Origin of the sequence: Streptomyces sp. NPDC059740, assembly GCF_042733155.1 — a bacterium.
Classification (GTDB): domain Bacteria; phylum Actinomycetota; class Actinomycetes; order Streptomycetales; family Streptomycetaceae; genus Streptomyces.
This window is the reverse complement of record NZ_JBHWGP010000053.1, coordinates 1-10,940: the sequence shown is the minus strand read 5'-3', so window position 1 is coordinate 10,940 and position 10,940 is coordinate 1. Positions and strand designations below refer to the sequence as shown.

Below are 10,940 nucleotides of genomic sequence, written 5' to 3'. Positions count from 1 at the left end.
CATGACCACGGCCCACCGGCCCGCCACCCTGACCGGCGGGTCCGTCGCCCCCGGCGCCCTGTCCCGCCCCTCAGGGACCTTCGCCATGGTCGCGGCCGACCAACGCGACTCGCTGCGCACCATGATGGCCGAACGCGCCGGGACGGGCGGCGAGGCCGTACCCGACCGCCGGCTCACCGACTTCAAACTCGCCGTCGCCTGGGAACTGGGCCCGCACGCCTCGGCGCTCCTCATCGACCGGGACTACGGGTACGACCGGGTGACGGCAGCGGGAGTGCTCCCCGCGAGCTGTGCCCCGCTGCTGGCCGTCGACCTCCTCGACCAGCGCCCCGGCGGCCCCGTCGAGGACACCGCCCTGGACACCTCCGTCGACCTCGCCGCGGTCGCCGCCGACGGCACCCGGGGCCTGAAACTCCTCGTCATCTGGCGCCGGGACGAGCATCGGGAGCGGCGGGTGGCCCTCGCCCGGCGCTTCACCGACCTGTGCCGCACGGCCGGCCTGGCCTCCGTGCTCGAACCCGTCGCCAGGCCCACCCGCGAGGAGGAGGCCGCCGGGACCTTCCGCCTCAACGACGCCGTCGTCGAGGCCGCCCGCGAACTGGGCCCCACCCGCCCCTCGCTGTACAAGTGCCAGGTGCCCAGCGGCGGCCGGGGAAGCGTCGGCGAGCTCGCCGCCGAGGCCGCCCGCATCGACGCGGCCCTGGACGTGCCGTGGGTGGTGCTCTCCCAGGGCGTGGCCGCCGCCGACTTCCCCCGGGCAGTCGAGGCCGCGTGCCGCGCCGGCGCCTCCGGGTTCCTCGCCGGGCGGGCCCTGTGGACCGCAGCCCTGGACGCCGAGGACCCCGTGGCGGCCCTGCGCGGCCCGTGCGCGGAGCGGCTGCGGCAGCTGGGCGACCTCGTCGACCGCCACGGCCGCCCCTGGTGGGAGAGTTCCGCGGCCCGGACGGGAGACGCCTCCTGATGCCCGCCACCCATCGCCCCCGGGTGTGCGTACTGCACACCGTCGCCGCCCTGCCGGCCGTCTTCGACCCGCTGCTGGCCGAGTTGGCGCCCGGCGTGCGCCCCTACCACGTCGTGGACGAGAGCCTGCTCGCCGACACCGTCGCCCACGGCCCGCTGCCCCGCACCGCGGCACGGCTCGCCGCATATGTCACCCAGGCGGAGGCCGCCGGCGCCGAAGCGGTCCTCGTCACCTGCTCCTCGGTCGGCCCGTTCGCCGAGGCGGCCCGCCCGCTGGCCGCCATCCCCGTGCTGCGCGTCGACGAGCCGATGGCACGCGAGGCGGTGACCCTGGGGACGCGCATCGCCGTGCTCGCGACCCTCGACTCCACCCTCCGTCCCACCGCCGACCTCGTGCGCCGCCAGGCGGCAGCCGCCGGAACCGAGGTCCGGTTGACCACCTCCACCTGCCCGGGTGCCCACCGCGCCAAGGCCACCGGGGACGCCGCACGCCACGACGCGTTGGTGGCCGAGGAGGCCCGCCGCCTGGCCGCCGGCCACGACGTGCTGGTCCTCGCCCAGGCCTCGATGGCCGCCGCGCTGCGTCTGCTGCCCGAAGGGACCCTCGGCGTGCCGGTGCTCTCCTCGCCCCGCGGAGGCACCGCCCAACTCGCCGCGCTCACCGCGGAAAGGCCCCCGCGGTGACCCGGCTCGGCTGCATCGCCGACGACTTCACCGGCGCCACCGACCTCGCCGGCAACCTCACCGCGACCGGCCACCGCGTCGCCGTCACCGTCGGGGTGCCCGCGCAGGTACCGCGCGAGACGGACGCCGTCGTGGTGGCGCTCAAGAGCCGCAACCTCCCCGCCGGGCAGGCCGCGGAGGCGGCCCTCGCCGCCCACGCGGCCCTGCACGGCGCGGGTTTCGGCCGCATCTGGTTCAAGTACTGCTCGACGTTCGACTCCACCCCGCGCGGCAACATCGGCCCCGTTACCGACGCCCTGCTGGCAGCCACCGGCGCACCCTGGACGGTCGCCTGCCCCGCGTTCCCGGCCGGCGGGCGCACCGTGTACCAGGGCCACCTCTTCGTCGGCGACCGGCTGCTGAGCGAGAGCGGTATGCGCCACCACCCGCTCACCCCCATGACCGACCCGGACCTGGTGCGGGTCCTGTCCGCCCAGACCCGGCACCGGGTCGGGCTGCTGCCCCACGCCGTCCTGCGTGCGGGCGACGAGGCCGTGCGCCGCCGGCTGGACGCCCTGGCGGCTGAGGGCGTGCGCATCGTCGTCACCGACAGCGTCGACCACGAGGACCTCCTCGCCGTCGAACGGGCCACCCGTCACCTGCCGTTGGTCACCGGCGGGTCGGGACTGGCCCTCGCCCTGCCCCGCCCGCCGGGCGGCGCGGCGCCCGGCATCCAGGTGGCGCCCGGCCCCATGGCGGTCCTCGCGGGCAGCGTCTCCGACACCACCCTCGCCCAGATCGCGCACGCCGGCGACCGGATGCCGCACCGCCGGCTGGACGTGGCCGACCTGCTGGCCGCACCCGAGCCGACCGTCACGGCGGCCCTGCGCTGGGCCGGCGGACACCTGGCCGCCGGACGCGGGGTGCTGCTGCACAGCGCCGACGACCGGGCCCAGGTCCGGGCCGCGCAGCGCAGGCACGGGACCGCGGCCGCCGCGCACGCCGTCGAGCAGGCGATGGCCCGGTGCGCACGGGGCCTCGCCGAGGCCGGCGTGCGACGCTTCCTGGTGGCCGGCGGCGAGACCTCCGGCGCCGTCGTCGACGCCCTGGGGGTGCGGACGCTGCACATCGGCCCGCCCCTCGCCCCGGGGGTGTCCTGGGCTGCCGCCGACTACCGGGGCGGCGCCCTCAACCTCGCACTGAAGTCGGGGAACTTCGGCGGCGAGGACCTGTTCAGCACCGCGGAGGAGGCTCTGTGAGCACCGGTGCCGCCACTGCCCTGGCCGCCGCGGGCCGGCGCCTGGCCGCCGCGGGCCTGAGCCCCGGCAGCTCCGGCAACCTCAGCGTCCGCACCCCGGACGGCTACCTCGCCACCCCCACCGGCCACTCGCTCCACGACCTCACCCCGGCCGGCCTCAGCGTCCTGGACCTGGACGGCGAACACCGGGCAGGACCGGCGCCGACCAAAGAACTCCCGCTCCACCTGGGCCTGTACGCCCGCAGCCCGCAGGTCGCAGCCGTCGTGCACCTGCACTCCGTCCACGCCGTCGCGGTGGCCTGCCGGGTCCCACCGGACCCCGCCGACGTCCTGCCGCCCTACACCCCGTACGGCGTGATGCTCCTGGGCCGGGTGCCGCTCCTGCCGTACGCCCCGCCCGGCAGCCGGACCCTGGCCGGCCTCGCCGGCCGGCTGCCGCCGGGCACCCGGGCCGCGCTGCTCGCCAACCACGGTGCGCTGGCCACCGGTGGCAGCCTGGAGAGGGCGGTGGAGGCCGCCGTCGAACTGGAGGAGACCGCGCGCCTGCACCTGCTGCTCGGCCCCGCCGCCCCCGTCCGCCCGCTGACCCCCGCACAGTGCGCCGAACTGCCCGCCCGCACCTGACCACCGGCAGGGGCGGCCCCGCGCCCCTGCCCGCCGACCGAGGAGCCCGCGTGCCTGACACCCGCGCCTGGTGGCGCAACGCCGTCGTCTACCAGATCTACGTCCGCAGCTTCGCCGACGCCGACGGGGACGGTCTGGGCGACCTCCCCGGCATCACCGCCCGGCTCGACCACGTAGCCTCGCTCGGCGCCGACGCCGTGTGGCTCACGCCGTTCTACCCCTCGCCCATGGCGGACGGCGGCTACGACGTCGCCGACTACCGCGACGTCGACCCGGGGTTCGGAACCCTCGCCGACGCCGAGGCGCTGGTGGCCCGCGCCCACGACCTCGGGCTGCGGGTCATCGTCGACATCGTCCCCAACCACACCTCCGACCGGCACGCCTGGTTCCGGGAAGCCCTGGCCGCCCCACCGGGGAGCCCCGCGAGGGCCCGCTACGTCTTCCGCGACGGCCGCCGCGGCGGCGCCGCCCCGCCCACCGACTGGCAGTCCGTGTTCGGCGGCCCGGCCTGGCAGCAGGTCCCCGACGGCCAGTGGTACCTCCACCTGTTCGCCCCCGAGCAGCCTGACCTGGACTGGTCCCACCCCGAGGTCGTCGCCGAGTTCGACGACGTCCTGCGCTTCTGGCTGGACCGCGGGGTCGACGGGTTCCGGTTCGACGTCGCCCACGGCATGGCCAAGGACCTCGCCGAACCCCTGCGCGACCTCGGACCCGGTCAGGTCCACCACTCGATCGTGGGCGAGGGCTGGGAGGGCGACCACCCCTTCTGGGATCGCGAGGAGGTGCACGAGGTGCTGCGGGGCTTCCGGCGCACCACGGACTCCTACACCCCGCCCCGGGTCACGGTCGCCGAGTCCTGGGCCGCGCTGGAGCGCAGGGCGCTGTACACCCGCGGCGACGAACTCCACCAGGCGTTCAACTTCGACTTCCTGACCACGCGTTGGGAGGCGGCGGCGCTGCGCGAGGTCATCGCACGCTCCCTCCGCCTCGCCGACTCCACCGGGGCCGCGCCCACCTGGGTGCTCTCCAACCACGACGTGGTGCGGCACGCCTCCCGGCTCGCGCTGCCGGCGGACGTGGACCAGGAGACCTGGTTGCTGGGCGGGGGAGTGGCGCCCGCGCCGGACCCGGTGGCGGTGGAACGGCGGGCCAGGGCGGCGGCGCTCCTGCTGCTGGCCCTTCCCGGTGCGGCCTACCTCTACCAGGGCGAGGAACTCGGCCTGCCCGAAGTGGCCGACCTCCCCCGCGAGGTGCTGCGCGACCCGGTGCACCGGCGCTCCGGGGGCGCCCGCAAGGGGCGTGACGGCTGCCGGGTACCGCTGCCCTGGACGGCGGACGGACCGTCGCTGGGGTTCGGCCCCGGCCCCGCCTGGCTGCCGCAACCCCCGGCCTTCGCCGGCATGTCCGTGCAGGTCCAGGACGCCGACCCGGACAGCGTCCTGAACCTCTACCGGGCCGCGCTGCGGCTGCGGCGGCGGGTCCCCGCCGACGCCGGGCTGGAGTGGACCACGCAGGCCGCCCCCGGCACGGTGGACTTCACGGTCGGGCCGCTGCGCTGCGTGGTGAACACCGATCCCGTGGCGGTGCCGTTGCACCACGAGGGGGCACCGGTGCTGTGCTCCGCGCCCGGCGGCGCACCCGGCGACCTCCTGCCGCCGGACACCGCGGTGTGGTACGCGGTGCCCGGCCCGGGGTGAGTCCACTGCCTCGGCGGGCGACGAACGGCCCCCATGCCCCTTCCGGCCCTCCGGGTGCGCGGTCGCCGCACTCGACCCGGGAGTCGGCCAAAGCGTCGTCCTCCCGTGACCGTCAATCCCCTACCCGCGCACCCGTCGTAGCTCTAAGCTGTCAGATGACGACTGCCGGTGCGTGGTGTCAGGCCCGCCGGTCAGACGGGGGAGATGGTGATCCATGCGCACACCTGCTCAGAGGGCGGCGCCACGCCCCTGCTTACCACCCGGTCAGGATGAGTCCGGCCAGCGGGACCAGGGCGGGGGTGGGACGGCATGACGCTCCTCCCCCTGCTCCTCATCGGCGTCGTGGTGTGGGCCGTGCTCTTCACCTACGGCCGGCGCAAGCGGGAGGCGTCCCCCGGCTCCTCCGCCAAGGACCTCAGGCCCGGTGCGCTCGGCCGGGAGCCCGGTGACGCCACCCGTTACCTGTGCGCCGCCACCTACACCGACCCGTCGTTCGCCCGCACCGTGGTGACCGACCTGCTGGGCGATCCGTACGGCGCCGTCGCCGCCTCGCCCGGAGTGGACCTCGAACCGGTGGTCCTGCACGCGCTGGCCGCCCGGCAGGTGCACCGGCGACGGGACCTGCGGCTGACCGCCGTCTTCGCGGTGATCCTCGTCCTGGCCCCGCTCGCCCTCGTCCTGAACGCGGTGATCCTCGCCATGGCCGCCGGAACGGCCGCGGGGAAGCGGGCCGTCGCCGGCGACCGCGGGGGAGCGGGGTCGGCGGGCCGCCCCGGACTGTGGCGTGCGGGCGCCGTGCTGCTCGTGCTGGCCGTCGTGGTGCTGACGATGGTGCTCAGCCCGCCCGGGGAGGGCCAGTGGCTGCTGGGCACCTACCTGGGCGGCCTGCCCCTGGTCCTGTGCGTGGTGGCAGGGGTGCCGGTGGTCCTCCTGCTGGTGGTGCGCCACGTGCTCGAGGTGGACACCGTGCTCCGCGGCAAGCTGCGCCGCCAGGTCTTCCTGCCGCAGAACGCCCCGAAGGCCCCGCCCCGGACCGCCTGGCTGGCCAAGCGGCTGGACGTCATCCACCAGGCCCAGCACGGCAACGCGACGGTCTACTCGGGCTGGAACCCGGCCCGCGGGTTCGCGGCCGAGCGCAGCAACTGGTCGCTCGCCGTGCCGACCCTGCCCGCCACCCCGCAGAACGGCGAACCGCCCACGCCCGTCGTGCCGTTCGACGCCTGGGAACTGCTGACCCATCTGCGGGAGCGGCTGAGCGCACTGCCCGCCCTGGACGGGGACCCGCAGTCGCCGGCCACGCTCGGCGGCCTGGTCGTCGAGGACCGCGTCTTCGTGCACGGGGCGACGATCGGGGAGGACCGCCGCTTCCTCCCGAGCCCGGTGGCCCCGCCGCTGGCCGCCCTTCCCCCGGCGGACGTCCGGCGCATCGCCCTGCGCCCCACCACCGCGGCCCGCCACTGCCTGGTCGCCTACCTCCCGCTCTGGGGCGGCGACGTGGTGCCGGGCGTCCTGCTGCACGTGACCACCACCGAGCGGACGGTGCAGGTGCGCTGCGACACGCACGTCCTGCCGCCGGTCCGCGGCCGCTACCACGACGTCGACCACACGCCGGCGACGATGACCGAGGACCACCGGGACCATCTGCTGCTCCGGGCACTCGCAGACGCGGCCGGAACGCTGTGGGCGGCGCCGCTGCGCGCCCTGGAGCACGCACTGTTCGACAAGCGCCGCGAGGACCGTGAGCGCCGTGAGCGCCGGGCCATCGCCCGCAACCCCGAGTTCGACTACGGCGCCCGCACCAGCGTCCGCGAGGCCGCCGTCAACTCGCACTACCTCAACTACTTCCAGGTGCTCGACGCGGAGCGGGTGCTGCGGGCCCTGAACCGCCACACCCTCTCGGCCATCCAGGACTTCCTGGAGGCGCACGGTGTGGACACCACCGAGTTCCAGGGCCAGCAGCTCAGCATCCTCAACTACGGCATCATCCAGCAGGGAGGCACGAGCATCGTGGGCAACCAGGCCGTCGGGGAGGGCGCGAGCGCCACCACCTTCGCCGGCGGAGGCAAGCCGCCGACCGGCCCGGGAGGCGCGATGCCCACCGCTCCCGGCCCCGCGAAGAAGGCCCCGTGAGCGAGGATTGCGCCTCCGGCGGGGAAGTGGCCCGGGGCGAGGACGGACCCCGGCCCGGCGGCCCGGCGCGCAACTACGGTGCCCAGTTCTTCGGAGGCGAGGCCAGGGTCGCGAACATGGCCGTCGGTCCCCACGCCAGGGCGGACGCCGGCTCCGTGAGCTTCGGCCAGGAGACGGCGGAGGCGCCGGACCGGGCGCTGGAACTCCTGTCCCGCATCGAGCAGTTGCTGACGGAACACCAGGGCGAACTCCCCGAGCAGAGCGGCCCGCGGCGCGAGGTGGCCCGGCTGCGGGAGGAGCTGGTGGAGGAGGAGCCGCAGAGCGGTGTCGTGAACCGGGCCCTGGCACGGCTCAGCGCGTTCGCCACCCCGGTCGCCCCGCTGGTCACCGCGGTCGCCCAACTCGGGGACGCGATCGGCCGGATGCTCCACTGACCGGTCGGCCCCGGCGCGGCCTCGTCCCCGTCGGCCACCGTGCGCACGCCCGGGTCCAACGCCCCGGCCCGCGAGCGCTCGGTGGCCGTGCCCGGTGCGGACCCGGCCACCACCGCCGGCGTCGGCCAGGGGCTCAGTCCAGGGCGGTGCCGGCCGTCTCCGGGGCCCAGGCGGCCGAGACGATCGCGCCGAGGACGAGGAAGGCGGTGAGGATCGTCATCGACGTGGCGAAGCCGAGGTGGTCGATGGAGAGGGGCAGCAGGAAGGTGCCCACGGCCGAGCCCACCCGGCTGAGGCCGTTGAGCAGACCGACGCCCGAACCGCGCAGCGCGGTCGGGAACAACTCGGGCGGGTAGACCTGGTCCAGGTTGGACGAGGCCGACATGACCAGGGTGAAGACCAGGAAGAGGACGAAGAGCACTACCTTCGGCCCGCCCGGCCACAGCCCCATCGGGCCGAGCGCCACCGCCATGACGACGAACGAGCCGGTGACGAAGGCCCGCCGGGAGAACCGGGCCACGCACCACAGGCCGACGACGGAACCGAGCAGCAGGAACCCGTTGAGCAGGCCGTCCACCGTGACCGTCTCGTCCATCGCGAACTTCGCGAGCACCACCGGCAGGAAGGTGTAGATGGCGAAGTACGGGATGACCTGGCAGTTGTAGTAGAGGATGCCGAACATGGTGGCGCGCCACTGGCCGGGGCGGAACAGCTCCCGGTAGGAGGCCGACGGGGCGCTCTCGGCCGGGGCCGTGGAGCGGACCGAGTCGAAGTCCACGTCCGGACCGATGTAGCGCGCCACGACGGCGCGTGCCTCCTCGTCGCGGCCCTTGCTCACCAGCCACCGCGGGGACTCGGGAGTGCCGATCCGCAGGGCGAGGACGATCGCGGCGGGCAGGGCGCCGGAGGCCAGCAGCCAGCGCCAGCTCTCGCCGCCGAACCCGGTCAGGTAGTGGCCGAAGAAGAACGAGCAGATGTAGCCGACGGTCCACATCGCGGTCAGCGAGGCGAGCAGGAAGCCGCGCTGGCGCCGGGGACAGAACTCGGCGACGAGGGTCGGCCCGATGGCGTAGTCGGCGCCGATGCCCAGGCCGATCAGGACGCGCAGCACGAAGAGGAGTCCGGGGCCGTTCGCCCAGAGCTGGGCCACCGAGGCAACCGTGATCAGGGCGAAGTTCAGCATGTAGAGCTTCTGCCGGCCGATGCGGTCGGCGAGCCAGCCGAGGGTGATGCTGCCGACGAAGATGCCGATGAGGGCGGAGGCCCCGAGCATGCCCTGCCAGACGGCACCGAGGTGCATCTGCGGGGCGATGAGGGTGAGGGCGATACCGATGACGCCCAGCTGGTAGCCGTCGGAGAAGTTGGCGCCGAAGGTCAGCGCGGTGATCTTGAGGTGGAAGCGGTTGAGCGGTGCGTCGTCAAAGGAGTGCGAGGCGGCCTCGGTCGGCGCGATCGCGGGGGCGGAGGTCGATGAGGAGGTGCTGGCGTCTGCCATCGGGTCAGGTTGTCCCCTCGGTCACGGCTGCTCGGGGCCGGCTGCCTGTGGCTGCGGCGGTGCGGGGCCGCGCGGCGCGTCCCGCCGACGGCTCGCGGGTGATCCACGAGGTCGGCTTCTCGGCGCCTCTTGCCAGCAGGCGTGTATGGGCAGTTTCATGAAGCCTCAGTTCTGAATGGATGTATGTCAAGGGGTGAGTGTCGTGGACATGAACGCGGTGGCGTTGGACGGTAGCCGACTCAGCTGCGGCGACGTCGTCCGAGTGGCGCGCGGGTCCGTCCCGGTGGCACTCGACGCCAAGGCCGAGGAGCGTGCCCTGCGCGCCTACGAGGTGGCACGGGACAGCGGGGCCAAGCGAGCCGTCTACGGCCGCACCACGGGGGTGGGCGCCAACCGCCACCAGGTGGTGGCCTCGGACGCCGTCGACCAGCACGGCCTGCGCCTGCTGCGCAGCCACGCCGCCACCTCGGGGGAGCGGTGCGCCGACGACGTGGTGCGGGCGGGCCTGGTCATCCGGCTCAACCAGCTCGCCGCGGCGGGCAGCGGCGTCCACCCGCGGTTGCTGCGGGCGCTGCGCGAGGCGCTCACCGAGGGCGCGGTGCCCGCCGTCCACGCCCGGGGCTCCATCGGCACCGGCGACCTCGGGGCGCTGGCGGAGATCGCCCTCACCCTCGCCGGTGAGCGCGCCTGGGGCCGCGGCGGGCTCGACCCGGTCCCGGTCAGCCCCGGCGACGCCCTCGCCTTCATCTCCAGCAACGCCATGACGCTGGCCACCTCCGTCCTCGCCTGGCACGACCTGAGCCGCCTGCTGCAGGCCAGCCACGTGGTGGCGGCGCTCTCCTACTGCGCGCTCGGCGGGTCCCCCGAGGCGTTCGCCGAACGGGTGCACGCCAGGCGTCCGCACCCGGGCTCGGTCCGGGCCGCCGCGGACATGCGGCGGCTGCTGTGGGGAGACTCCACGCAGGAGCCGCCCGCTGGCCGCCGCCTCCAGGACCCGTTCGGCCTGCGGGCCTTCCCGCAGGTGCAGGGCCCGGCGCTGGAGGCCTGCGACGCCCTGGAGGCGGTACTCACCGTCGACGTCAACGCCGCGGCCGAGAACCCCTTCATCGACGTCGACGACGGCGGCGTCTACCACCACGGCCACTTCGCGACCGCGCACCTGGCACTCGCCCTCGACCACCTGCGGGCCGCCCTGCACCATGTCGCGGAGCTGTCCGCGGCGCGCCTGAGTGACCTGGTGGAGCCCGAGCTGACGGGACTCTCCCCCTTCCTTGCCGACGGACCGGCGGGCAGTTCGGGGGTGATGATCCTGGAGTACGTCTCGCACGACGCGCTCAGCCAGCTGCGCCACGCCGCCTCACCGGTGACGCTCGGGACCGCCGTCATCTCCCGCGGCCTGGAGGACCACGCCAGCTTCGCCACGCAGGCGGCGGCGAGCACCGCCGCCGCGGTGGGTGCCTACCGGACGGTGCTCGCCTGCGAGCTGCTCGGCGCGGTGCGGGCCGTGGAGATGTCCGGCGCGGACCTGCCCGCGGGGCCGGTGGCTGAGGTGCTCCGGCAGCTCCGGCCGGTCCTGCCGGTGGTCGCCGAGGACCATCCGCTGACCGAGGAGATCCACCGCGCGGAGCGGGCGCTGGACGGGCTCGACGGCTGGTGAGGCGCGGGGCGCGGCCCGGGGC

At 75.2% G+C, this 10,940-nt stretch carries 9 protein-coding genes; 8 read left to right on the top strand and 1 reads right to left on the bottom strand.

All coding sequences use genetic code 11. The annotated features are described in order from the left end of the window. Nucleotide 1: 1 nt before the first annotated feature. The 7 genes from ACFV3R_RS32005 to ACFV3R_RS31975 all read left to right on the top strand — a co-directional run bounded on the left by ACFV3R_RS32005 (nucleotide 2) and on the right by ACFV3R_RS31975 (nucleotide 7,766). Nucleotides 2-961 carry a hypothetical protein gene (locus ACFV3R_RS32005; RefSeq protein WP_385590453.1) on the top strand — a complete coding sequence of 320 codons (960 nt, stop codon included), beginning with the start codon at nucleotides 2-4 and terminating at the stop codon, nucleotides 959-961. Then, nucleotides 961-1,644, top strand: a complete 684-nt coding sequence (locus tag ACFV3R_RS32000; RefSeq protein WP_385590451.1) for an aspartate/glutamate racemase family protein — start codon at nucleotides 961-963, stop codon at nucleotides 1,642-1,644. Before ACFV3R_RS32005 ends, ACFV3R_RS32000 begins: the two co-directional genes overlap by 1 nt. Further along, nucleotides 1,641-2,882: a 3-oxo-tetronate kinase gene (gene otnK / locus ACFV3R_RS31995; RefSeq protein WP_385590449.1), complete on the top strand. Its 1,242-nt coding sequence runs from the start codon at nucleotides 1,641-1,643 to the stop codon at nucleotides 2,880-2,882. The genes ACFV3R_RS32000 and otnK overlap by 4 nt, the downstream gene beginning before the upstream one ends. Next, entirely contained in the window at nucleotides 2,879-3,505 is a 627-nt protein-coding gene (locus ACFV3R_RS31990; RefSeq protein ID WP_385590447.1) for a class II aldolase/adducin family protein, read from the top strand. The genes otnK and ACFV3R_RS31990 overlap by 4 nt, the downstream gene beginning before the upstream one ends. 50 nt (nucleotides 3,506-3,555) lie before the next feature. Continuing rightward, entirely contained in the window at nucleotides 3,556-5,202 is a 1,647-nt protein-coding gene (locus ACFV3R_RS31985) for a glycoside hydrolase family 13 protein (RefSeq protein ID WP_385590445.1), read from the top strand. Between the two features lie 309 nt (nucleotides 5,203-5,511). Then, nucleotides 5,512-7,332 carry a hypothetical protein gene (locus ACFV3R_RS31980; RefSeq protein ID WP_385590443.1) on the top strand — a complete coding sequence of 607 codons (1,821 nt, stop codon included), beginning with the start codon at nucleotides 5,512-5,514 and terminating at the stop codon, nucleotides 7,330-7,332. Continuing rightward, nucleotides 7,329-7,766 (top strand): hypothetical protein, encoded by a 438-nt coding sequence (locus tag ACFV3R_RS31975; RefSeq protein ID WP_385590441.1) that lies wholly within the window; start codon nucleotides 7,329-7,331, stop codon nucleotides 7,764-7,766. The genes ACFV3R_RS31980 and ACFV3R_RS31975 overlap by 4 nt, the downstream gene beginning before the upstream one ends. Before the next feature lie 133 nt (nucleotides 7,767-7,899). Here ACFV3R_RS31975 and ACFV3R_RS31970 read toward each other — a convergent pair whose 3' ends face one another. Next, complete coding sequence (locus ACFV3R_RS31970; protein WP_385590439.1) at nucleotides 7,900-9,261, bottom strand: MFS transporter; 1,362 nt, start codon at nucleotides 9,259-9,261, stop codon at nucleotides 7,900-7,902. A 193-nt stretch (nucleotides 9,262-9,454) separates the two neighbouring features. Here ACFV3R_RS31970 and ACFV3R_RS31965 point away from each other — a divergent pair, with 193 nt between their 5' ends. Continuing rightward, the gene (locus ACFV3R_RS31965; RefSeq protein WP_385590437.1) at nucleotides 9,455-10,918 is read left to right on the top strand and encodes an aromatic amino acid ammonia-lyase; all 1,464 of its coding nucleotides are present in this window, start codon (nucleotides 9,455-9,457) and stop codon (nucleotides 10,916-10,918) included. Nucleotides 10,919-10,940: the final 22 nt, after the last annotated feature.